This window comes from Streptomyces sp. NPDC048506 (assembly GCF_040651315.1).
In the GTDB taxonomy this organism is placed as follows: domain Bacteria; phylum Actinomycetota; class Actinomycetes; order Streptomycetales; family Streptomycetaceae; genus Streptomyces.
Genome location: NZ_JBEZIX010000030.1, coordinates 1 through 22,619, shown reverse-complemented (window position 1 = coordinate 22,619; position 22,619 = coordinate 1). Strand labels below are relative to the sequence as shown.

The window sequence follows — 22,619 nt, the reverse complement described above, 5'->3', positions numbered from 1 at the left end:
GATCAGCATGGAGATCACCGATCAACGTTCGCTGAACGTCCGCTGTACGGGCCGGCGCGCTATGCCCCAGGGGGATCCCCTACGGGTTCGGGTTTCCCCTTGTTGCCGTCCTTCCCCGTTCTGGTGCGGTCCACCCCTCTTCGGCCGGCCGAATCACCGCGCGGCCGAATCGCCACGCGGTTGAATCACCACGCGGCCGAATCACCACGCGGTTGAATCGCCGTCCGACCCAGTGGCCGCGCGGCCCAATCACCACGCGGCTGAGGCATCACGGGTCTGAGGCGTCACGCTGCTGAGGCGTCACGGGTCTGAGGCGTCACGCTGCTGAAGGGTCTCGCCGGCTGCGGGACCCCTCGGCCGGGGGAGCGTTCACCCCACCCCCGCCGTCGCCGCGTCATAGCCCCCCGCCACATCGCACACGTCGTCGAAGCCGCGCGCCTCCAGCAGTGCCGCCGCGATCACCGAGCGGTTTCCGCTGCGGCAGTACAGGACGACCGGGCGGGCCGGGTCCAGTTCGGTGACGCGGTCGGGGAGGGTGGCCAGCGGGATGTTACGGGCGCCGGGCAGGGCGCCCGCCTGGTACTCGGCGGGGTTGCGCACGTCGATCAACTGCCCGCCCTCCACCGGCAGTTCGTCGGGCCGGACGCGGTGGCTGTGACGCACCAGCGCGGGTGCGTCGGCCAGCACCCCGGTCGGGTCCGGAAGGTGCCCGATGACGTGGTCGTAACCGATGCGGCCGAGGCGGAGGCGGGCCTCGCTCTCGGTGCCGGGGTCGGCGAGCAGCACGATCGGGGTGCCCGGGGCGACCACGGTGCCGGCGTACTCCGCGAACCGGGTGTCCAGGCTGGTGTGGAGCGAACCGGCCAGATGCGCACGGGTGTAGGCGGCCAGTGGTCGGCAGTCGAGGAGGACGGCGCCCTGCTGGTCACGCGCCGCGAGCGCCGCCTCCAGGGTGAGGGCGGCCGGCGGAGTGGCGTCCAGGAGGGGGTGGCCGTCCCGGTTGAGGGCCGCGTCGTGGGCGAAGTAGCCGGGGGTGGCGGGCTGCCCTGCCGTGACCAGACGGACGAAGTCGGCCTCCGGCATCGGCTGTAGCGCGTAGTTGAGGCGGCGTTGGTCGCCGATGGTGGAGCTGGTCTCGGTGGAGAGGCTGCGGCCACAGGCCGAGCCCGCGCCGTGTGCGGGGAAGACCCGGGTCGCGTCCGGGAGGACCATGAGTTTGCCGTGCAGGGAACGGTGCAGGCGCACGGCCATCTCCTCCGGGGAGTGCCCGGCCGCGGAGAGCAGGTCGGGTCGGCCGACGTCGCCGACGAACAGGGTGTCGCCGGTGAGCACGCCGAACGGCACCTCGTCGTCAGGGTGTTCATGGACGACCAGGCAGATGGATTCCATGGTGTGCCCGGGGGTCGCGAGGACGGTGAGGGTGACCCCGCCGTCGTCGCCCTCCCCCAGGCAGATGCGTTCGCCATCGCGTAACCGCCGTATGGGGAAGCCGGTTTCGGCCGCCTCCCCGAAGGCGATGGCGGCCCCGGTGGCACGCGCGATTTCCAGGTGGCCGGAGAGGAAGTCGGCGTGAACGTGCGTCTCGATGACGAGTTCGATGCGCAGTCCCGCGGCCTCCGCGTCCTGTAGGTAGTCGTCGACGTCACGGCGCGGGTCGACGAGGACGGCGCGTCCGGTGGTCGGATCGCCTATCAGATACGACGCCTGGGAGAGGCAGTCGAGGTAGTACTGCGCGAAGTGCACGGTCGGCCTCCAGGGGGCGGGCGCCACACATGGCGGTCGGGTCCGCCCGTAGGTGCGCGCGTAGGTGTGCGGTCTTGGCTGTGCGGGGTGGGTCCGCGAGCTGGCTGTGCGGGTTGGGTACGCGGGTTGGGCCTGCGAGTCGGGTGTGCGAGTTGGTCGAGCGGTCGTGGCGTGCGGTCGTGTGAGGTGGTGCGTGGGGTGTGCGTTGTGCGGATGCACGGATGTACGTACATTAAGGAGCCGGGTCGGCGGGCGACAAGCTGGGTGCCCCCGCCGGCCCGCCCAGGACGCCTTTGTGACCGTACGTCAGACAGGCGTGGCACCTGAGAGCCGAGAGCCGACGGCACCCGCGGAGGACCCACCATGACGACCGAGCCGTCGGACGGCGCGCACGCCTCGCGCCCCCTCGACCGGCGCTCGCCGCTCCCGCTGTGGGCGCAGCTCCTGAACGATCTGCGCCGCCGGATGGAAGCCGGTGCCTTCACCGAGGAGTTCCCGGCGGAGCACCGGCTCACCGGCGAGTACGAAGTCAGCCGGCACACCGTCCGCGAGGCGCTGCGCCAGTTGCGCGCCGACGGCCTGGTGATCGCCGAACGCGGCCGCGCCAGCCGGCTGGACACCCGCCGCATACAGCAGCCGCTCGGCTCGCTCTACAGCCTCTTCCGCGAGCTGGAGGGCCAGGGCCTGGAGCAGCGCAGCGAGGTGTTGCGGCTGGAGCGGACCGCCGACGCGACGGTCGCGGGGCACCTGGGACTGGTCCCGGACGCCCCCCTGGTCGTCCTGGAGCGGCTGCGGCTCGCGGACGGTGAAGCGCTCGCCCACGACACCGCGTACCTGCCCGTCGAGATCGCCGAACCGCTGCTGGAGACGGACTTCGGCCACACCTCGCTCTACGGCGAGCTGGCCCGGCGCTGCGGGGTGAAGGTCACCGGCGGGCGCGAGCGGATCCAGCCGTTCCTGCCGGACATCCGGCAGGCGTGGCTGTTGGGGCTGGCCGACCGGGAGGCGGCGTTCGCCATCGAGCGGCTGGGCCGGGCCGGGGAGCGGCCGGTGGAGTGGCGGGAGACGGTGGTGCGCGGCGACCGGTTCACGTTCGTCGCGGAGTGGTCCGACGACAGTCCGGCGGTCGCCCTCGCGCCGCGCGCCTCGTGTCCGTCCTCGTAACGTGTCCGTCCTCTTAGCCGTCGCCGCGCTGCCGTGCGGGCTGCTGATCGGTCTGTTGCTGGGTGCGCTCGGCGGCGGCGGTTCCGTCCTGGCGGTGCCCGCGCTGGTCTACCTGCTGGGCCAGTCGCCGCACGAGGCGACCGCGGGCGCACTGGTCGTCGTCGCGATCGGCGCGGCCGCCGGCCTGCTCAGCCATGCCCGTGCGGGCCGGGTCCGCTGGGCGGCCGGCGCGGCCTTCGGCGCACTGGGCACCGCCGGCAGCTTCCTCGGCACCCGGTGGAGCGCGGCAGTGGCACCCGACGTCCTGATGGCCGCATTCGCCGGGCTGATGCTCGTGGTGGCGGCGCTGCTCCTGATACGCGCGTTACGTGACCGGCGGGCAGCGGGAGCCCAGGGCGGGAGCGCGGCGGGACCTGAGGGCGAGGGCGGGAGCGCGGCGGGAAGCGAGGGCGAAGGCCAGCGGGCCGTGGGAAACGAGGGCGAGGGCGAGGCCGGGGCGCGCGACCTGCGGCCGCCACCGGACCGGCCCCGCGCCCGGCGTTCCCCCGCCCGTTCCGCCCGGGTGGCCGTCACCGCCTCCGCCGTCGGGCTGCTCACCGGCTTCTTCGGGGTCGGCGGCGGGTTCGTCGTGGTTCCCGCCCTCACCCTCGTCCTCGGCCTGGAGATGCCGGTCGCCATAGGCACCTCGCTCCTGGTCATCCTCGTCAACTCGCTGACCGCGCTGGCCACTCGGGCCGGCACCGGCGCCCTGGACTGGCCGCTGCTGGCCGGCTTCGCCGCCTGCGCGGCGCTCGGCAGCCACCTCGGCAACCGCCTCACCGCCCGCCTCCGCCCCCAGACCCTGACCGCCGCCTTCGCCTCCGTCGTCCTCGTCCTCGCCGTCACCATGGCGGCCACCGCGCTGCCACGCCTCTGACCTGCTCCGTAGCCATCAGCCTCTAGTCATCAGCCCCGTAGGGATCAACCCCTAGCCACCGACCCGTAGCCACCGGCCCGTAGCCACCCGCCGCACATCCATCCGCCGCGCTGCGCCACCCAGCCGCAATCCGATCCGTGCCCCGGCAACCGAACCCCAGGAGGAATCGCCCCATGGCCCCCACGCCCGCCCCCGCCCCCGCCCACCACCAGGTCCTCATCGTCGGTGGCGGCACCGCGGGCATCACCGTCGCCGCCCGGTTACGCCGTGCCGGTGTCCGGGACGTCGCACTGCTGGAGCCTTCCGAGACGCACTGGTACCAGCCGCTGTGGACGCTGGTCGGCGGCGGCCAGGCCCCGCTCCGGGCCTCGCTGCGCACCCAGGCGGAGGTCATACCGCCCGGTGTGCGCTGGCTGCGCGAGCGCGCCACCGCCGTCGACCCCGCCGCCCGCACGGTCACCACCGCCTCCGGCCGGGTCCTCTCCTACGGGCGCCTGGTCCTCGCGCCCGGACTGCACCTCGACTGGGACGGTGTGCCGGGCCTGGCCGGCGCGCTCGGTCACGGCGGTGTGACCAGCAACTACCGGCCCGATCTCGCCCCGCTCAGCTGGGAGTTGATCCGCCGGATGCGCCGCGGCACGGCGGTGTTCACCATGCCGTCCGGGCCGGTGAAGTGCGGCGGCGCCCCGCAGAAGATCGCGTACCTGGCGGCCGACCACTGGCGCAAGCGCGGCGTCCTGGGCGCGATCCGCACCATCCTGGTGATCCCGGAGCCAACGCTGTTCAAGGTGCCGGTCTTCGCCCGGACGCTTGAGGAGGCCGCCCGGCGGTACGGCATCGAGGTGCGGCTGAGCTCCGAGATGACCGGCCTGGACGGCGCGGCCCGGGAGGCGGTGATCACCGACCACACCACCGGCACGGCCGAGACGGTCCGCTACGACCTGCTGCACGCGGTGCCGCCGCAGCGCGCCCCCCAGTGGGTCGCCGACGGCCCGCTCGCCGACCCCCAGTCCCCCTACGGGTACGTCGCGGCGGACCGCCGAACCCTCCAACACCCCGACCACCCCGAGGTGTTCGTCCTCGGCGACGTGGCGAACCTCCCGACGTCCAAGACGGGTGCCGCGATCCGCAAACAGGCCCCGGTCGTGGTCGACAACCTCCTCGCCGGCCTGCGCGGCCGCCCCGCTACCGCCCACTACGACGGCTACACCTCCTGTCCCCTGGTCACCGCGCGCCACAAGATGCTGCTCGCCGAGTTCGACTACGACCTCCGCCCCACCCCCTCCATCCCCTTCATCGACACCACCCGCGAACGCACCGACATGTGGTTCCTCAAGCGCTACGGGCTGCCCCAGCTCTACTTCAGGGGGATGCTCAAGGGACTGGCGTAGCGGCCGGACGGGCCTCGCGGACACCCCTGGTCCGGGGCGTCCGCCCTGGTCCGAGGCGTCCGCCCCAGCGCGAGGTGTCCGCCCTAGTGCGAGGTGTCCGCGCGGCGCACGTCCGCCACCGCGCAGCTCACGTTGTCCGGCGCCCCCGCCGCGTGGGCCGCGGCGATGAGCCGCTCCACGGCCTGCTCGGGGGTGGCGGCGGCGGTCAGGACGTCCTGGAGGGTCTCGGGCGGGACCACGCCGGTCAGGCCGTCGGTGCACAGGAGGTAGCGCTCCCCGGGGTGGGCCTGGAGGAGTTGCAGGTCGGGGGTGAACTCGGTGGTGCTGTCGAGGGACCGCAGCAGCACGGCGCGCTGGGGGTGGGCGGGGGCCTCCTCGGGGGTGAGGCGACCCTCGTCGATCAGGGACTGCACGAGGCTGTGGTCGTGGGTGATCCGGAACAGGCCGGAGTCGCGGAGCACATAGGCGCGGGAGTCGCCGATGTGCAGCAGCGCCAGGCGTGAACCGGCGCGGAGGAGGGCGGTGAGGGTGCTGCCGGTGCTGTGGTCGGCCGAGAGGGCCGGTGGTGCGGCGCGGTGGGCCTGCCGGGCCGCCTCCTCCAGGACGAGGAGGGGGTCGGCGGCGGTGAGGTCCCGCTCCTCCAGTGGCACGAGTGCCTCGATGGCGGCGGCCGCGGCCAGGTCGCCGCCGGGTCCGTAGCCGTCGGCGACGGCCAGCAGCCGGGGGCCCGCGTGGACGGCGTCCTGGTTGGCCGGGCGGACCAGGCCCCGGTCGGTCCGGGCTGCGTGGTCCAGGGTCAGCGGGGTGCGCGAAGCGGTCATGGCGGTGTCCTTGTCCTTCCGTTGCAGTTGGTCGACGAGGAAGGCGGCCAGGTCGCGGCGGGCGGCCGTGTCGGCCTCGACCCGCACCCAGTACGCGGCGACCGCCTCGGCCGCCGCGGACGGCGTCAGCGCACACACCTCGCGGATGCGGACGAGCGGCATCCCGAGCCGGCGCAGCCAGGCGACCAGCCGGGCCCGCTCCAGCTGGGCCGGGGCGTAGTGGCGGTAGCCGTTGACCGGGTCGACGTGGGCCGGGGGCAGCAGACCGAGCTCGTCGTAGAGCCGCAGCGCCTTCGGCGAGAGGCGGGAGGCCCGGGCGAACGCCCCGATGGTGAGCAGCTCCTCGCCGCCGGTCCACTCGGTCATGTCCCCGCCTCCCTCCGTCTCCGCGCCGTCCGGGCGCTCCCGTGCCGGACACCCGGCCGTCCTCCTCGTGCCGGGCCGCCGTAGGGGAAGACCCCCTGGCCGGCCGGGCACCACCGATGCTGGGGCTTCCCCCAAGGACAAGGTCAAACGGCGTGGGTCAGTCAAACGGCGTGGGTCAGTCGGCTTCCGCCGCTCCGGCCGCCCCCGGGGCCAGCTGGTCGAGGGCCGCCGCCGTCAGGGCCTGCACGCCCATGGTCAGGGTCGGGCGGACCACCGGCACGAAGCGCGGGGAGTGGTTGGAGGGGATGTCCTGGGCCAGGCGGCCGGCGGCCAGCGCGGTGCGGAAGGCGTCGGGGTCCCAGCCGCCCAGCCACCAGTAGTAGAGGGGAGCGCCGGCGGCGGTCGCCAGGATGCCGGCGTCCTCGCTGCCGGTCGCCGGTTCGTACTCGAACAGCCGCTGCTCGCCGAAGAGTCGGGTGAACTCCGCGTTGACCTTCCGGAGCGTTGCGGGGTCGTTGACGGTGACCGGGAAGGAGTCGATGAGCTCCGTCTCGGGCGCGCGGTCGGCGCCGGAGGCGGTGGCCTCGGCGCGGGCGATGCGGTCGATGGCGGCCAGCACGGCGGTGCGTACGGTCTCGTCGAAGGTGCGGACGCTGAGCCGTACGACGGCCCGTTCGGGGATGACGTTGGCGGTGTCCCCGGCGTGGAAGGAGCCGACGGTGACCACCGCCCGGTCCTTGGGGGCGACCTCGCGGGCCACGACGGACTGCACCCGCTGGACGAAGGACGCCGCCATGAGGATCGGGTCGACGGTGGTCTCGGGGCGGGAGCCGTGGCCACCGGTGCCGTGGAAGGTGATCTCCAGGCTGTCGGCGGCGGCCATACAGGCGCCGGGGCAGTACGCGATCAGCCCGGCGCCGAACGGGGCGACGTGCTGGGCCAGCACCACGTCGGGCGTGGGAACCAGGTCCTTGCGGTAGAGGCCGGCGTCGAGCATGGCGCGGGCTCCGCTGCCGACCTCCTCGGCCGGCTGGAAGAGGGCGATCAGGGTGCCCGACCAGTGGTCGCGGGCGGCGGCGAGCAGGTCGGCGGCGCCCAGCAGGCAGGTGACATGGACGTCGTGGCCACAGGCGTGCATCCGGCCGGGGACCGCGGAGGCGTAGTCCAGGCCGGAGTCCTCGGTGACGGGCAGGGCGTCCATGTCGGCGCGCAGCAGGACCACCGGCCCCGGGCCGTTGCGCAGCACGCCGACCACGCCGGTCCGGGCGATGCCGGTGGTGACCTCGTAGCCGTAACCGGTCAGCCGGCGGGCGGCCTCGGCTGCGGTGCGGGTCTCCTGGAAGCCGAGTTCGGGGTGCTGGTGGAGGTCCTTGTAGAGGGCCACGAGGTCCGGGAGGCGGTCGTCGAGCGGGGCCAGGACGGTGGCGGAGGTGGTGTGCGGGGCGCCGCCGGGCGCGGTCGGGCCACCGGGCGTAGTGGGGCCACCGGGCGTAGTGGGGCCGCCGGGCGTAGTGGGGCCACCGGGCGTAGTGGGGCCACCGGGCGCGGTGGAGCCGCCGTCGGTCGTCGCCCGGGTCGAGACTGTCGTGCCTGTCGAGCCGGTCATCCCGGTCTTGTCACTGTCGCTCATAGGCGCATTCGACCACGGAACACCCACCGGCATCGAACGCACCGGCCCGCCCCCGGGGCCCCGCCCGGCCGACCGGCGGCGTGCGCCCGCCCACCACCGGGAGACCGCCCCGCTGGCCGGAGTTGGCGGTTGCCCGCTCCGTTCACCGTGACACCGGAGCCGGCGACTGCAACCGTGGATCACCCGCCTGCGGCCGGGAGCAGCAGGCCCAAGTCGACGACCGGAGGCTGACGTTGGCCACCTCGCCCCACCGTCCGACCGACCTGCCCCAAGACCTCACGACCCATGTGATGGACCAGGCCCTGGGACACGTCTTCACCGCCGCGCTGCGCACCGCGGCCCACTACCGCATCGCCGACCGCCTCGCCGAGGGCCCGCGCACCGTCGAGCAGCTGGCCGCCGCCACCGACACCCACGCCCCGCACCTGCGGCGCGTGCTGCGCTACCTGGCCACCCGCGGCATCTTCCGGGAGGACGCCGCCGGCGCCTACCAGCTGACGCCGGCGGCCCGGCCGCTCCGCACCGACGTGCCCGATTCGCTGCACGCCGCCGTGCTGATGATGACCGACGAGCTGTTCCTGCGGACCTCCGCCGCGATGCCGGAGGCCGTACGGCACGGCGGGGCGTCCTTCGAGCGGATCTTCGGGACGCCCCTCTTCACGCACCTGCTGACCGACCCGGCCGCCCGGCAGCTCTTCGACGACGGGATGGCGTCGCTGTCCGCGCCGGTGGACGAGGCGGTGGCGGACATCTACCCGTTCCCCGAGACCGGCACGGTCGTGGACGTCGGCGGCGGGCGCGGCGGACTGCTGCGCGCCGCGCTGCGCCGCCGCCCGCAGCTGACCGGTGTGCTCTTCGACCAGGCGCCGCCACTGGCGCACCACCTCCTGGACGGCGACGAGCTGAAGGGCCGCTGGCGCACCCAGGAGGGCGACTTCTTCACGTCCGTGCCGGAGGGCGGCGACGTCTACGTCCTCAAGCACGTCCTGCACGACTGGCCGGACGAGGCCTGCCGGCGCATCCTGCGGACCTGCCGGGCGGCGATGACGGCCGGCAGCCGGCTGCTGGTCATCGAGTCGGTGCTGCCGCCGGGGAACGCCCCGCACTTCGGCAAGACCCTGGACGTGGCGATGATGGCGGTGGTCGACGGGCAGGAGCGCACCGCGGACGAGTTCGCCACGCTGCTGTCCGCGGGCGGGTTCCGGCTGACCCGGGTGCTGCCGACGCCGGCCTTCCCCTCCGTCGTCGAGGCCGTCGCCGAGTAGCTCCGGTCGCCGCCCGGATCGACGCGGCGGCCGGAGGGCGCCGGAGGAGACCGCACGACACGCCGCGCCCGGCTCCCCTCATGGGCGGCACCACCCGCCCGCGCTCTACTGATCACGGCCGCCGGGACCGACGAGAGGAGCTGATGTGCCGGTCCTCATGCGCGCCCGCAGTCGAGACGAGGAGCACCGCGCCGCCACCCCCCTGGAGCTCTTCTTCGACCTGTGCTTCGTCGTGGCGGTCGCCCAGGCCGGCCGTCAACTGGCGCACGCGCTCGCCGAGGGGCACTGGGGGCACGGCGTCTCCGGCTATCTGATGCTCTTCTTCGCCGTCTGGTGGGCCTGGATGAACTTCAGCTGGTTCTCGTCGGCGTACGACACCGATGACCCGCTCTACCGCGTGGTGACGCTGGTCCAGATGGCGGGGGTGCTGGTGCTGGCCGCCGGCGTGCCGCGGGCCTTCGACCGCAGCGACTTCACCGTCGTCTGGTTCGGCTTCGTGATGATGCGGCTGGCGATGGTCACCCAGTGGCTGCGGGCCGCGCACGGCAGCGTGGGCGCCGAGCGGCGCGCCGCGCTGCGCTACGCCCTGGGGGTGACGGTGTGCCAGATCGGTTGGCTGGGCCTGCTGCTCCTGCCGGTGAGCGCGGTGCCCTGGGTGTTCGTGGTGGTGGGCCTGGCGGAGCTGGCCGTGCCGGCGCTGGCCGAGCGGGCGCGGCCGACGACCTGGCATCCGCATCACATCGCCGAGCGCTACGGCCTGTTCACCATCATCGTGCTCGGCGAGACGGTCGCCGCGGCCACCGTGGCGGTGCAGACGGCGCTGGACGAGAACGACGAGCTGGGCACCCTGCTGCCGATCGCGGCCGGCGGGCTGCTGCTGGTCTTCGCCGCGTACTGGATCTACTTCGCGGTACCGATCCACCTGCACCTGCGTTCGAACCGCCAGTCGTTCCTGTGGGGCTACGGCCACTACCTGGTGTTCGGCTCGGCGGCCGCGGTCGGCGCGGGGATCGAGGTCACGGTGGAGGAGGCGTTCGGCAAGTCTCATCTGACGGCGTACGAGGCGGCGGCCTGCGTCACCGTGCCGGGTGCGCTGTTCCTGTTCACCGTGTGGCTGATCCACTCCCGCCACCAGAAGCGGGGGCCGGCCCAGCAGCTGGTGCTGCCGGTGTCGTCGGTGCTGCTCCTGGCGTGCACCGCCGCCGGGCACTGGGCGGTCCTGGCGGCCGGCCTGGTGGCGTCCGCCACGGTGGCGGTCGGGGTCACCCTCACGGCCCGTCAGGGCACCGCGCCGGCGGAGTGACGGCGGCGGTACCCCACACCCCGTCACCCGTCTCGACGAGCGCCCGCCCACCCTCTCGGCGCAGACCGCCGGCGGCCCCGCCGACCTGCCGGCCCGGGTATCGGCATACCTCCCCGTGGCCGTCCCCCATTAGCGTGCCGAACGGCCGTACAGCCCCGGAAATCACCCTGATTCCGCATCGGATTCGGCCATCTTCCACGCCTGCCGAAAGGGCCCTTCACCAGCACGGCCCTGTGCGAGCGGCACCCCATTCCCCGTCAATTACCCACCAATGGACCCCACTTCTCGGGGCTTCGTGCTCGTGTTCCCCACCGTTCACCAGGGCCACCGGAGGCGCGCCGGCACAGACGCGGTAGGGTGCAGATTGCCCTTTTTATGACAGGGGATTTCCCGCGGGAAGCCCCCGGGGCCGACCACCGCCCGTACCTGAGGAGACGCCAGCCATGGCCCGCCACGCTCAGTCCCGCGCGCGGACGAGACTGTCCCGGCGCAGCAAGGCCGTGGGCGGCCTCGCCCTCTCCACGCTGGTCGGCACCGCCCTGTGGGCGTGGCCGGCATCGGGTGACGACCACGAAAGCCCGTCCGACGCCAAGAGCACCACGTCCACGACGGCTTCCGGCCCGGACACGCCACGCACTCCCGCCGTCGCCGCGAAATCCGCCCCGAACGCCGCACCGAACGGCTCCGCCGGACGGCCGATCCCCGGCCTGAGCGACGCCGCCCGCAAACGGATACCGGCCAACGCCCGACAGGTGCTGGTCGTCACGGGCAAGGACATGGACTCCTTCCAGTCCCGGGTCGTCCTCTACACCCGTGAGGAGGGCTCGAACGACTGGGAGGCGGGCCCCGCCTGGTCGGCGCACAACGCCGCCCACGGCTGGACCGACGACCACCACTACGGCGACCTGCGCTCCCCCATCGGGGTCTACACCCTCACCGACGCCGGCGGCCGGCTGCCCGCCCCCGACGGCACCAAGCTCCCGTACGACCACAACGGCAGGTTCGTCGCCGACGGCACCGGCGTGGAGGGCGAGCCGCTCGCCGGCGCCTTCGACTACGTCATCGCCATCAACTACAACCGGGAAACGGGCACCTCCCCCCTGGACCCGGAGCGCCCCTTGGGCGACGCCAAGGGCGGCGGCGTCTGGCTGCACGTCGACCACGACGGACCCACCCAGGGCTGCGTGAGCCTCAAGCCCAAGGCGATGCGGCAGCTGCTGAGCACCCTCGACCCCGATCTGCACCCGGTCATCGTGATGGGACCGGCCCATTTCTGACCGGCGGCCGCTCCCCGCGGGGCCGCAGGACGCGCTGACCGACGTCCTCGGCCTCCGGGTCGGCCACGCCGGGCGGACCGGCGACGGCGCGCTGACCGGCACCACCGTCGTCCTCGCCCCCGAGGGCGGCGCGATCGCGGCCGTCGACGTGCGCGGCGGCGGCCCCGGCACCCGCGAGACCGATGCGCTGGACCCGCGCAACCTCGTCCAGCGCGTCGAGGCGGTGGTGCTGACCGGCGGCAGTGTCTTCGGCCTTGACGCCGCGTCCGGTGTCGTCGGCTGGTTGGAGGACCACCGCCGCGGCTTCCGGGTCGGCCCCGACCCCGCCCAGGTCGTCCCCGTCGTCCCGGCCGCCGCGCTGTTCGACCTGGGGCGCGGCGGCGACTGGCGGGCTCGCCCGGACGCCGCGCTGGGCCGCGCCGCGGTCCAGGCCGCGGCGGCCACCGCCCCCGGGGCCCCGGTCGCCGAGGGCAACGCGGGTGCCGGCACCGGAGCGGTGGCCGGCGGCTTCAAGGGCGGCATCGGCACCGCCAGCACGGTCCTCCCCTCCGGCGCCACGGTGGCCGCCCTCGCCGCCGTCAACGCCGTGGGCTCGTTCGCCGACCCGCACACCGGCGCCCTCTACGGCCACCGGTACGACGGCCCGGCCGCCCTCCCGTCCCCCGACGTGCACGCCGCCGCGGTACGCCGACTCGCCGAGGCGCGGGAGGTGTCCCGGGACCGCTCGGCCGCCTCCGTGCACCCGCCGCTCAACACCACCCTCGCGGTGGTCGCCACCGACGCCGCCCTCACCCGCGCCCAGGCCCACAAACTCGCCGGCACCGCCCACGACGGCCTGGCCCGCGCCCTGCGGCCGGTCCATCTGCTCTCCGACGGCGACACGGTCTTCGCACTGTCCACGGCCACTCGCCCGCTCACCACCGACGGGGCCCTCGCCGGGCCCGCGTTCGGCGTGCACGCGGAGGCCGGCGCGCTGAACGACGTCCTGGCCGCCGGTGCGGACGTGCTGACCCGCGCCGTGGTGCGGGCCGCCCTGACGGCGGAGACGGTGGACGGGCCGGGCGGCGTCTTCCCCTCGTACCGGGAGCTGTACGGGGACGTCTGACCGGACGGCACGGCCCCCCGACGGGCTCAGACCCCCACCGGACGGCACGACCCCGACGGGCTCAGACCCCCACCGCCCCGAGCGCCGACCCGGCCGCATAGGTGACCGCCATCGCCAGCGCCCCGCCCCCCACGTTCCGCAGCACCGCCCGCCCCACCGGAGCGGCGCCCAGCCGGGCACTGCTCCAGCCGCACAGCGCCAGCGCACAGAGCACCGCGCCCACCGTGATCCACAGCCGGTACGCGGCCGGCGGCAGCACGATGGCCAGCAGCGGCAGCAGCGCCCCGGCCGTGAACGCGAGGAAGCTGGCGCCGGCCGCGTGCCAGGGATTGGTCAGGTCATCGGGGTCGATGCCCAGCTCGACCTCCGCGTGGGCGCGCAGGGCATCGTGCTCGGTCAGCTGCTCGGCGACCTCCCGGGCGAGCTGTGGCCGTAGGCCCTTGCCCTCCAACATCTCGGTGAGCTCGATCAGTTCCGCCTGCGGTTCGGTGGCCAGCTCCCGCTTCTCCTGGGCCAGCGCCGCCTCCTCCGAATCGCGCTGGGTGGAGACCGACACGTACTCGCCGGCGGCCATCGACATCGACCCGGCCAGCAGCCCCGCCAACCCGGCCGTCAGGAGCGTGCCACGGTCGTCGGTCGCCCCGGCGACGCCGACGACCAGGCCGGCGGTGGAGACGATGCCGTCATTGGCTCCGAGGACCGCGGCCCGCAGCCAGTTGAGCCGGCTGCCGAGCCCGCCGCCGTGCGCCTCGCCGTGCTCCGGTGTCTGCGCTGTCATCGCCCGAGCGTCTCATCCCGGCCGGGCCCGGCCCGCACGACGCGACCGTGCCCGTCGGGCCGCCCGCACCCCGGTCAACGCGGCCGTTCCCCCGCCCGACGCCCCCGCACCACCACGATGTTGCCGGTGGTAGAACGGCCGTATGCCCGCACCACCCCCCGCCCAGCCCCCGCAACCGCCCCCGCCCACGCTCGTCCAGCCGGCGCCCCGCGAGCCCGCGCCGCGCCGCCGACTGTGGTGGCACCGGCTGATATTCGGGCTCTGGTACCGGCCTGTGGACGTGATGGACGAGGCACGGGACCGCAGCGCGTGGAGCGCGGCGGTGCTGCTGTGCCTGATCAGCGGCGGCATCGGGGTGCTGTCGGCGGACGCCTTCCGCGCCCAGTGGGCGGTCGACCGCGAGGCGGCGCTGAAGCTCGTCGGCCTGGCCGAGGCCGGGGTGCTCGCCGCCAGCCTCGCGCTGGGCGCGGTCACCCACGCGATAGCCCGCACGCTGGGCGGCAACGGCCGCTTCGCGCCGACCGCCAGCCTGTTCATCGTGCTCTTCTGGGTGACGGACCTGCCGCGCCTGGCCATCGCCGCCTGGCTGCCCCCGAACGCCACCTTCGTACAGGCGGCGACCTGGACGACCTGGGGGTTCGGTTACGTCCTCGCCGTACTGCTCATACGGGGCCAACACCACCTGTCGACCTGGAAGGCCGCGGCGACGGTGTCGGTGCAGATGCTGGCCGCGCTGGCGCTGCTGAATGTGGGTCCGGGGCGCTGAGCGCGAGCCGTGGCCCCGCGGCGCTCAACTCCGGCTGGTCAGCTGCCGCACCAGCTCCTCGAACGCCTCCTGCTCCTGGGCGGTCAGCTCGACGCACTCCGCCGCCGGCCCGGCCGGCCCGGTCTGCCGCGGGACCGAGCCGAGCAGCTCCGGCGCCGCGGGCAGCCCCTCGGGCCCGTGCGGCCCGTAGCGGGCCCGCATCTCCCGCCGGTCCCGCCGCATGGCCGCCTCGTACCGCCCGCGCCGCAGCAGTCTGACCAGTCCGACGGTCCAGACGACGGCCACCACGAGGAGCACGCCGAGGCCGATCTGCTGCAAAATCGATACGGAGGGGAGCATGCGGTCCTCCCGGAGGGATGAGGCGCTGGGCTGGAGCCAGTAGACACCACACCTCAGGCCATACGACAGAGGATTCTGGGACTAAAGTCCCGAAGTGACGCATCTCCTATGACATTTCCCAAGATTTCTACCGCCAGAACACCACTCGCGCCCACCCCCACCGGCCCCTCCCTTTCCCACCCACGGGAGGGTGTGGCCCTCCGGGGCTGACAGCCCCGCGCAGCGGCAGCGCCCGCCGCGTGGGGGTACCTCCCGCGCCCTTTAGGCAGTGGGGGAGAAACGGCGAGAAACCACCACGGCGGGACAGCCGACAACGTGGGAAGCCAAGCCAAGCGCAGCGAACCGCTGGACGAACAGCCCACCCCACTGCGAACCTGACTGTCGGACCGACCATCCCTGGCGAATGTGACCTTCGTCACAACCTGGCCCGACCCGCAACCAAATCTGCCTGTAGGTGCTGTTTACCAGCACGGAATTACACAACACCCTTGTATGGAGCAGCTCGTGACATCGCCGGACAACTCCGCGCCCGCTCGGTCCCGCACCCCGCACCAGTTGCTCCAGCCAGCCGAGCAGCAGGCGTCGGGCGCGCCGCGCCGTACCCGCCGGATGCGCCGGACGCTGGCCGTGACCGCCCTGTTCGCCGCGGGTGCGCTGGCGCTGTCCGCCTGTGGCGGCGACGCCTCGGCGGGTGGCAACGACGACGGCAAGAACGGCCAGGCCGGTGCGGACGCCGCGGCCAAGAAGGACGCCTCGGACGCCAAGATCACGGTCTCGTCCAAGGACGGCGCCACCGACGCCAGCATCAACGACACCGGTGTGAAGGTCACCGGCGGCAAGTTGACCGATGTCAAGCTCACCGTCGCCGACTCCGGGGCCGCCGTGGCCGGCGCCATATCGGCCGACGGGCAGTCCTGGAAGCCCGGCGTCCAGCTGGAGCGCGGCACCAAGTACAAGCTCGTGGCGAACGCCAAGGACGCCAAGGGCCGTTCGGCCACCGAGAACGCGACCTTCTCGACGGTCTCCTCGGCCAACAGCTTCATCGGCACCTACACCCCCGACAACGGCAAGACCGTCGGCGTCGGCATGCCGGTGTCCTTCAACTTCGACAAGGTCATCACCAACAAGAAGGACGTCCAGTCCCACATCACGGTGACCTCCAGCAGCGGCCAGGAGGTCGTCGGCCACTGGTTCGGTGCCCAGCGCCTGGACTTCCGGCCGGAGGACTACTGGAAGGCCGGCTCCAAGGTCACCATGAAGATCGACCTCGACGGGGTGAAGGGCGGCAACGGCATCACCGGCGTGCAGTCCAAGACGGTGACCTTCACCATCGGCCGCTCGCAGGTCTCCACCGTCGACATGAACACCCAGACCATGACGGTCAAGCGGGACGGCAAGACCTACAAGACCATCCCGATCTCCGGCGGCAGCCCCGACCACCCGACCTACAACGGGCAGATGGTGATCTCGGAGAAGTTCGAGCAGACCCGGATGGACGGCTCGACGGTCGGCTTCGGCGGTGAGTACGACATCAAGGACGTCCCGCACGCCATGCGACTGTCGTCCTCGGGCACCTTCATCCACGGCAACTACTGGGGCTCCCCGTCCGTGTTCGGCAACGCCGGCACCAGCCACGGCTGCGTCGGCCTGCGCGACAACAAGGGCGGCGGTGGCGACACCCCGGGCAAGTGGTTCTTCAGCGAGTCGCTGGTGGGCGACGTCGTCATCGTGAAGAACTCGCACGACCAGACCGTCAAGCCGGACAACGGCCTCAACGGCTGGAACCTGTCCTGGGCGGACTGGAAGGCCGGCAGCGCGGCCTGACCCGCACGGCTCGCGGCAAGGGCGGTGGCCGGTCCCTCCTGGAGGGGCCGGCCACCGCCCTTGTCAGCTGGAGGAGTGCGGGTCGGCCCACCGGCTCAGCGCGGATCCAGCAGCTCCACCACGCCCGCGAAGTCCTCGCTGCCGTGACCGTCCGCCACCCGCCGCCGCATCAGCGCGAGCACCGGCGCGAAGAGCTCGGGGCTGACGCCCTGGGCACGGCTGACGTCACCGATGGCGTCGTGCGCGACCTGCATGGCGAGGGGGGAGCCGGTCGTCGCGTAGTCGCCGGCGTCGACCTGCGCCGCCATCGCGGGCAGACCGCCCGCCATCGCCTGCAACCACGGCAGCAGCAGCGTGGTGGTGAACTCCGCCACCGGGCCGCCCGCCGAGCGCACCAGCGCGGCCGCGTGCGCGAAGCCGCCGAACATCCCGTACATGGCGCTGAGCAGCGCGAGGTCGTTGAGCGGCGCGAGCCCGGGGTCCTCCCCCAGGTAGACGCTGCGGGCGAAGGCGTCCAGGAGGTCCCGGTGCGCCTCGAAGGCCTCCCGTGAACCGCTGTAGAGCACGAACGCCTGGGGGCCGCCGATCAGCGCGGGGACGGCCATGATCCCGCCGTCGAGGTAGGCGGCCCCCAGCGCGGTCACCCGCTGCGCCATCGCACGCGCCTCCTCGGGGGAGCCGTTGGTCACGTTGACCACCACCCGCCCCTGCCAGGCCGCGCCCGGCTGCTCCAGCAGGGGCCCGATGTCGCCGTAGTCGAGGATGCAGACGATCACGACCTCGGCGGCGGCGACCGCCTCGGCCACCGAGTCCACGCTCCGGGCGCCGCGCGCCACGAGCCCCTCGGCCTTGCCGGGCGTCCTGTTCCACACGGTCACCTGGTGGCCGGCCGCCAGCAACGCGCCGGCCAGTGCCGTGCCCATGCTCCCCAGGCCGAGGACCGCAACACTCTTCTTCACCGTCGTCACGAACCGAACTCCCGCTTCTTGCGCCTCATACCAACTGATGCAGCGGCCGCCGGTCATGCGTTCCGGCGGCCGCTGCATCAGTCTTGGCGGGGGTCCGGCACCGGACAAGTACGCACTTTTTCGTGCGTACGCACCTGAAGGTGCGTACCGGTGACGTGACGTGGGGGCGGGGGGATCACGGGTGGTAGTGCTCGGCGACCTTGGTGGCGACGCCATCGGCCACCGTGACCCGGACGTCGATGACGCCGAGTCGGGCCGCCTTGCGCAGATCGGCGAGGGTGCAGGAGGTCGTGCCGTAGCCGGAGCCGTCCGCGTGCACCCGGCCGTCGGGGGCCTCGCAGATCCCCGCGGCACCCAGCACCTCGGTGCTGTCGGCGATGTAGAACGCCTGCTCCGTACCGGTCTTGGGGGCCACCGTGAGCTTGTCCTCGGTGAGCCACTTCAGCGTGCCGACCCAGGTGCCGTCGACGCCGTGGCGCCCTGCGGACGCACCTCCCGGCGTCCCGGCGCCGCCGCCCTGCCCACCGGCCGCCCGGCCCTGTCCGGGCGTCTCCCGCGTCCGTGCGGTGTTCTTCCCCTTCGTGGTCCCGGCCCCGGCCCCGTTGCCGCCGCCGTTGCCGCCGTCCGCCGCTGCCTGCCCCGCCGGGGCGGACGGGGTGGGCGAGACGGCCGAGGCGGACGGGGCGGCCGACGCCTTGTCGCCGCCCTCCTGGCAGGCGGTCAGCGAGAGCGCGGCGGCGGCGACCAGCGAGGCGGCGGCGAGACGGCGACTGCGGCGCAGTGCGGTGGTGGAGAGCGGCATGAGAATTCCCCCGAGACGATGTGTGGATGCCCATCGGCGTGATGCCCTCGACTCTCGTCGGGCCGCCTAAAGATCCACTAACACGCGGGTAACATCGGCCGCCCCGAGGACCGGCCGCATGCGGGCGGTGCGTCGTGAGCGCCGAGGTCACAACTGTGCTGGCACTGAGTTCACTTGTGGCCGTGGAGGGCCTGATGCCGGTGGTCCTTGGGTGTGGTGCCGTAGGCGGCGCGATAGGCGCGGCAGAAGTCGGTTGCGCGGGGGAATCCCCAGCGGGTGGCGATGGCGTGGATGGGGACGGCGTGGCGTGCTGGGTCGGTGAGGTCGCGACGGGCCGCCTCCAGGCGCAGGCGGCGGATCCACGCGGCGACTGTGGTTTCCTCGTCCCGGAAGAGGCGGTGCAGATAGCTGGTGGAGATGTGGTGCGCGGCAGCGATCACGGCCGGGGTGAGGTGCGGGTCGTGCAGGTGCTCCCGGATGAATGCCTGGATGCGCAGGGTCAGGCTCCGTCGGCGGGTCTCCGGGGGGAGGAAGTCACCGGCTTCGAGCAGGTGGGCGAAGAGCGCGGCGGTCAGATCGGTCAGGACCGTGCCCAGGCGGGGGGCGTCGGCGGGCTGGTATGGGGCGGTGTCCTCGGTGAGTTGGGTGAGGAACTGCGCCAGAAGCGCGCCCATCCCTTCCCGGGTCGACACCGGCGTCCCGACTATCCGGCGGGCCGCGTCGCGCGGGAGCGGTACCAGGGCCTTGGGGATCTCCAAGGCCACGGTCGTGACCGGGGCCCCGGCGCTGTGGACGTCGTTGGGCAGTGAGGAAGAGTTGATGAACAGGTCGTGCTGCTTGTACTGGGTTTCCCGGTGCCTCCACACGCCTGCCCCGGCCCCGCGTACGACGAGTGAAAGATGGTAAGTCTCGGGGTCGGACTGCCGGATCAGCTTCGGCGTGCGACGGAAGACCAACGGCTGGAACGTGGCAGACCACGCGGTGACGGCACCGAGGTCCAGCACGCGCTGGGAAGCCCGGAAGTCGTCGGCATAGTCGCTGCGCAACTCCATGGGCGCATGCGTGCGGCCCAAGAGCTCGGACCAGTAGTCAAACCGGTCCGGCACAGGCACATCGTCACTGCGGAACACCAGCTCGTCCAACAACAGCATTTCCCCCGATTCTGACCGCAGGCCAAAGCGCCCCCACCAGGTGATACACGGCGTGTTGGGACGCCCCGGTTCCATGCCCCGGCGGCCGGGAGTGCGGAACGCCCGCGGCCGCAACTCCTGGAAGAGCAAGCCCGATCCAGGTCCGAGAGGCGCCACACCACCCCACGGGCGGACCACCGGCATCAGGCCCTCCACAGCCACAAGTGAACTCAGCGCCAACGCAGTTGTGCACTCGGCGCTCACGACTCACCGGACGCATTCCGGCATCCTGGAGGGACGTTCGCCGGACAGCCCCCGGCCGGTTGCACGGAGTTCCTGGTCCGCTCTGCCTGAGTGGCTTGACTGCCATCGAGGTCCGCACCGCCGACGCCGGGGAGGCGTGCGCGCTGGTTAGGTGATGATGCGCAGCTCAACCGGTTCACGGGGCCAGGGGCTGTCCGTCGGCCCCCAGGGAGGCCGGGACGGCGCGGGCCGCCAGGGTCCGTAGCTCTTCCGCGGCCGCAGAGCGCACCGCCGCATCCAGGACGCCGGCCCCCACTGGACGCACTGGAGCCCCGACGCCAGAAGTGGCACCGGGGCTCGTCCTACCGGATACGAGGGGCGTTATGCGGCCGCGTCGAATCCCGTGTCGCGCGCCATCCGCTTCAGCTCCAGCAGCGCGTGCTTCTCGATCTGCCGGATCCGCTCGCGGGTCAGGCCGTGCTGCTTGCCGACCTCGGTCAGGGTGCGCTCGCGGCCGTCCTCGATGCCGTAGCGGGCCTTGATGATCGAGGCCGTGCGGTGGTCGAGGCGGTCGATCAGGTCCTCCAGCTCCTCGCTGCGCAGCAGCGTCAGCACGGACTGCTCGGGCGACGCCGCGGAGGTGTCCTCCAGCAGATCGCCGAACTGGGTGTCGCCGTCGTCGTCCACGGACATGTTGAGGCTCACCGGGTCACGCGCCCAGTCCAGGACGTCGATGACCCGCTCGGGCGTGGAGCCGAGCTCACCGGCGACCTCCGCCGGCTCCGGGTCACGGCCGTGCTCGCGGTTGAACTCGCGCTGCACCCGGCGAATCCGCCCCAGCTCCTCGACGAGGTGCACGGGCAGCCGGATCGTCCGCGACTGGTCGGCGATGGAGCGGGTGATGGCCTGACGGATCCACCACGTCGCGTACGTCGAGAACTTGAAGCCCTTGGTGTAGTCGAACTTCTCCACGGCACGCACCAGGCCCGCGTTGCCCTCCTGGATCAGGTCCAGCAGGGGCAGGCCGGCGCGCGGGTAACGACGGGCGACGGCGACGACCAGCCGGAGGTTGGAGCGGATGAAGACGTCCTTGGCCCTGGCGCTCTCCGCGGCCAGCGCCGCCAGCTCCTCGCGGCTGGCACCGGCGGCGTCGCTGTCGGTGACCTCGCCGTCCAGGATCTGCTGGGCGTAGACGCCCGCCTCGATGGTCTGGGACAGCTCGACCTCCTTGGCGGCGTCGAGCAGGGGCGTACGCGCGATCTCGTCGAGGTACATGCCGACCAGGTCGCGGTCGGCGATCTCCCCGCCTACGGCGCGAACGCTGTTGGCCGCGTCAGTGTCGGTGCTGCTGTCCTGACGACGGGCGACGGCACGGGTTGCCATGCGTGTGCTCCCTTTGCGATGAGTCGGTCGCGGGACGGTGGGCGGGCCGGCTGCTGGGCGACGGCGGCGCATCGACTGCGATGCTTGCCGACTGGCCCGTCCGAAGGAAACAACGGCTGGAATCCGGACAGAATTCCCACACGGCTCCGCTATTTTTCTGATCATGCAGTACCCTGCGCCCTCGCAGAGGGAGGCCGGATGCCGGCAGAGCACCGGGAAGTGCAGGTCAGAGCGGGCGTCGAAGCGGACCTCCAGGGCCTTACGGATCTTTACAATCACTACATCCGTGAGACCTGCATCACATTCGACACGGAGCCCTTCACCGTCGAGCGGCGCCGCCCGTGGTTGCTCTCCCACCCCCAAGACGGCCCGCACCGCCTTCTGGTTGCGCACCGGCCGCACGACCCCGGTGGCGCCCTGCTCGGTTACGCGACCAGCAGCGCCTTCCGCCCCAAGCCGGCGTACGCCCCGTCCGTCGAGGTCACCGTCCACCCGCCTCCACACCCGCTTCGGCTTCCGGCACATCGGCACGTTCACGGACGCGGGCCGGAAGTTCGGCCGCTACTGGGACGTGGCCTGGTACGAGAAGGACCTCGACTGAACCCCGCACCCTGATCCAGTTGACGCGCACGCCCCCCGGGTGTCGCCTGGACAGAAGGGCAAGCGAGAGGAGCCCGCCATGGACCAGCACGCCCGCCGGCACGGCGCGAGGGCCGCCGGCTCGCACGGCACCGTCGAGACCGAGCACGGCGCGACGGCCGACACCGGCGCCCGGCCCCCGGAACGGACCTCCCGCCTGGCCGCCCTCGCCGAGCGCGTGCCGCCGACCGTGTCCCTCCCGATCATCGCGGCGCTCGCCTTCGGCTGCTTCACGATCTTCCGCACCCACGCCGCCGGCATCAAAGGCGGCCAAGCCGTGCTCTACGGGCTGGCCGCGGCCGTGGTCACCGGCGTCCTCGGAGTCCTCGTGGTGCACTACGGCCAGAACATGGTCACCGAGACCCGGGCGCTCTCCTACGGTGCGCTCTTCGGCTGCTCGGTGGGCTGGAACTACAGCCTCGGCGGCGAGTCGATCCTCAAGTCCGTCGGCTTCGGCCTGGGCCTGGGCGCCGTCATGTTCGTCACCTGCCTTTACCTCTTCCGCACCCACCGCGTCCGCGAACCGCACGGGGAACACCGGGAGCGGCACGGGGAACACCGGGAGCGGAGGTTGCCGGTGCCCACGCACTGACCGCTGCGCTTGGCTTGGCTTCCCACGTGTTTTTCTGTCCCGCCGTGGTGGTTGTTCGCCGTTGCGCCTGCGGCGGGCTGTGCCGCTGCGCGGGGCTGTTCGGCTGCGGGTGCGGGCCTGCGGGGCTGGGTGTCCGGACTGCTTCGCTTTACGTCCGGACACCCAGCCCCTCCG

At 72.9% G+C, this 22,619-nt stretch carries 19 protein-coding genes and 1 pseudogene; 11 read left to right on the top strand and 9 right to left on the bottom strand.

Annotated features, from left to right (window positions below):
- Nucleotides 1-369: 369 nt before the first annotated feature.
- Nucleotides 370-1,743, bottom strand: coding sequence for a rhodanese-like domain-containing protein (locus tag AB0C96_RS24000; RefSeq protein WP_362919767.1), 1,374 nt, complete (start codon nucleotides 1,741-1,743; stop codon nucleotides 370-372).
- A 363-nt stretch (nucleotides 1,744-2,106) separates the two neighbouring features.
- Here AB0C96_RS24000 and AB0C96_RS23995 point away from each other — a divergent pair, with 363 nt between their 5' ends.
- The 3 genes from AB0C96_RS23995 to AB0C96_RS23985 all read left to right on the top strand — a co-directional run bounded on the left by AB0C96_RS23995 (nucleotide 2,107) and on the right by AB0C96_RS23985 (nucleotide 5,214).
- Nucleotides 2,107-2,907, top strand: coding sequence for a GntR family transcriptional regulator (locus AB0C96_RS23995; protein ID WP_362919766.1), 801 nt, complete (start codon nucleotides 2,107-2,109; stop codon nucleotides 2,905-2,907).
- Between the two features lies 1 nt (nucleotide 2,908).
- Nucleotides 2,909-3,823: a sulfite exporter TauE/SafE family protein gene (locus AB0C96_RS23990; protein WP_362919765.1), complete on the top strand. Its 915-nt coding sequence runs from the start codon at nucleotides 2,909-2,911 to the stop codon at nucleotides 3,821-3,823.
- A 173-nt stretch (nucleotides 3,824-3,996) separates the two neighbouring features.
- Complete coding sequence (locus AB0C96_RS23985; protein ID WP_362919764.1) at nucleotides 3,997-5,214, top strand: FAD/NAD(P)-binding oxidoreductase; 1,218 nt, start codon at nucleotides 3,997-3,999, stop codon at nucleotides 5,212-5,214.
- An 83-nt stretch (nucleotides 5,215-5,297) separates the two neighbouring features.
- Here the strand turns inward: AB0C96_RS23985 and AB0C96_RS23980 are convergent, their stop codons facing one another.
- Nucleotides 5,298-6,401: a MerR family transcriptional regulator gene (locus tag AB0C96_RS23980; RefSeq protein WP_362919763.1), complete on the bottom strand. Its 1,104-nt coding sequence runs from the start codon at nucleotides 6,399-6,401 to the stop codon at nucleotides 5,298-5,300.
- Between the two features lie 175 nt (nucleotides 6,402-6,576).
- Entirely contained in the window at nucleotides 6,577-8,031 is a 1,455-nt protein-coding gene (locus AB0C96_RS23975) for an amidohydrolase (RefSeq protein ID WP_362919762.1), read from the bottom strand.
- Between the two features lie 233 nt (nucleotides 8,032-8,264).
- On the opposite strand from AB0C96_RS23975, the gene AB0C96_RS23970 reads away from it, so the two are divergent.
- From AB0C96_RS23970 to AB0C96_RS23955, 4 genes are all read left to right on the top strand, one after another.
- Nucleotides 8,265-9,296, top strand: a complete 1,032-nt coding sequence (locus AB0C96_RS23970; protein WP_362919761.1) for a methyltransferase — start codon at nucleotides 8,265-8,267, stop codon at nucleotides 9,294-9,296.
- A gap of 145 nt (nucleotides 9,297-9,441) precedes the next feature.
- On the top strand, nucleotides 9,442-10,599 hold the full coding sequence (locus AB0C96_RS23965) for a low temperature requirement protein A (protein WP_362919760.1): 1,158 nt from the start codon (nucleotides 9,442-9,444) through the stop codon (nucleotides 10,597-10,599).
- Between the two features lie 443 nt (nucleotides 10,600-11,042).
- Complete coding sequence (locus AB0C96_RS23960) at nucleotides 11,043-11,876, top strand: L,D-transpeptidase family protein (RefSeq protein ID WP_362919759.1); 834 nt, start codon at nucleotides 11,043-11,045, stop codon at nucleotides 11,874-11,876.
- Entirely contained in the window at nucleotides 11,869-12,981 is a 1,113-nt protein-coding gene (locus AB0C96_RS23955; RefSeq protein ID WP_362919860.1) for a P1 family peptidase, read from the top strand. Before AB0C96_RS23960 ends, AB0C96_RS23955 begins: the two co-directional genes overlap by 8 nt.
- Before the next feature lie 61 nt (nucleotides 12,982-13,042).
- On the opposite strand, the gene AB0C96_RS23950 is transcribed toward AB0C96_RS23955, so the two are convergent.
- Nucleotides 13,043-13,759, bottom strand: coding sequence for a VIT family protein (locus tag AB0C96_RS23950; protein WP_362919758.1), 717 nt, complete (start codon nucleotides 13,757-13,759; stop codon nucleotides 13,043-13,045).
- Nucleotides 13,760-13,901: 142 nt separating this feature from the next.
- Here AB0C96_RS23950 and AB0C96_RS23945 point away from each other — a divergent pair, with 142 nt between their 5' ends.
- Nucleotides 13,902-14,525 (top strand): Yip1 family protein, encoded by a 624-nt coding sequence (locus AB0C96_RS23945; protein ID WP_362919757.1) that lies wholly within the window; start codon nucleotides 13,902-13,904, stop codon nucleotides 14,523-14,525.
- A 24-nt stretch (nucleotides 14,526-14,549) separates the two neighbouring features.
- Here AB0C96_RS23945 and AB0C96_RS23940 read toward each other — a convergent pair whose 3' ends face one another.
- Entirely contained in the window at nucleotides 14,550-14,864 is a 315-nt protein-coding gene (locus AB0C96_RS23940; RefSeq protein WP_362919756.1) for a hypothetical protein, read from the bottom strand.
- Nucleotides 14,865-15,356: 492 nt separating this feature from the next.
- On the opposite strand from AB0C96_RS23940, the gene AB0C96_RS23935 reads away from it, so the two are divergent.
- A complete protein-coding gene (locus tag AB0C96_RS23935) occupies nucleotides 15,357-16,688 on the top strand; it encodes an Ig-like domain-containing protein (protein WP_362919754.1) in 1,332 nt (443 codons plus the stop codon).
- Nucleotides 16,689-16,783: 95 nt separating this feature from the next.
- Here AB0C96_RS23935 and AB0C96_RS23930 read toward each other — a convergent pair whose 3' ends face one another.
- The 4 genes from AB0C96_RS23930 to AB0C96_RS23915 all read right to left on the bottom strand — a co-directional run bounded on the left by AB0C96_RS23930 (nucleotide 16,784) and on the right by AB0C96_RS23915 (nucleotide 21,214).
- A complete protein-coding gene (locus AB0C96_RS23930) occupies nucleotides 16,784-17,656 on the bottom strand; it encodes an NAD(P)-binding domain-containing protein (RefSeq protein WP_362919753.1) in 873 nt (290 codons plus the stop codon).
- A 175-nt stretch (nucleotides 17,657-17,831) separates the two neighbouring features.
- The gene (locus AB0C96_RS23925) at nucleotides 17,832-18,458 is read right to left on the bottom strand and encodes a hypothetical protein (RefSeq protein ID WP_362919752.1); all 627 of its coding nucleotides are present in this window, start codon (nucleotides 18,456-18,458) and stop codon (nucleotides 17,832-17,834) included.
- A gap of 170 nt (nucleotides 18,459-18,628) precedes the next feature.
- A complete protein-coding gene (locus AB0C96_RS23920; protein ID WP_362919751.1) occupies nucleotides 18,629-19,609 on the bottom strand; it encodes a helix-turn-helix domain-containing protein in 981 nt (326 codons plus the stop codon).
- 603 nt (nucleotides 19,610-20,212) lie between these two features.
- Nucleotides 20,213-21,214, bottom strand: a complete 1,002-nt coding sequence (locus AB0C96_RS23915) for a sigma-70 family RNA polymerase sigma factor (RefSeq protein ID WP_362919750.1) — start codon at nucleotides 21,212-21,214, stop codon at nucleotides 20,213-20,215.
- 198 nt (nucleotides 21,215-21,412) lie between these two features.
- Here AB0C96_RS23915 and AB0C96_RS23910 point away from each other — a divergent pair.
- Together AB0C96_RS23910 and AB0C96_RS23905 are read left to right on the top strand one after the other, a co-directional pair.
- Nucleotides 21,413-21,815: pseudogene (locus AB0C96_RS23910) on the top strand (N-acetyltransferase family protein).
- Between the two features lie 78 nt (nucleotides 21,816-21,893).
- Nucleotides 21,894-22,445: a hypothetical protein gene (locus tag AB0C96_RS23905; RefSeq protein ID WP_362919749.1), complete on the top strand. Its 552-nt coding sequence runs from the start codon at nucleotides 21,894-21,896 to the stop codon at nucleotides 22,443-22,445.
- Nucleotides 22,446-22,619: the final 174 nt, after the last annotated feature.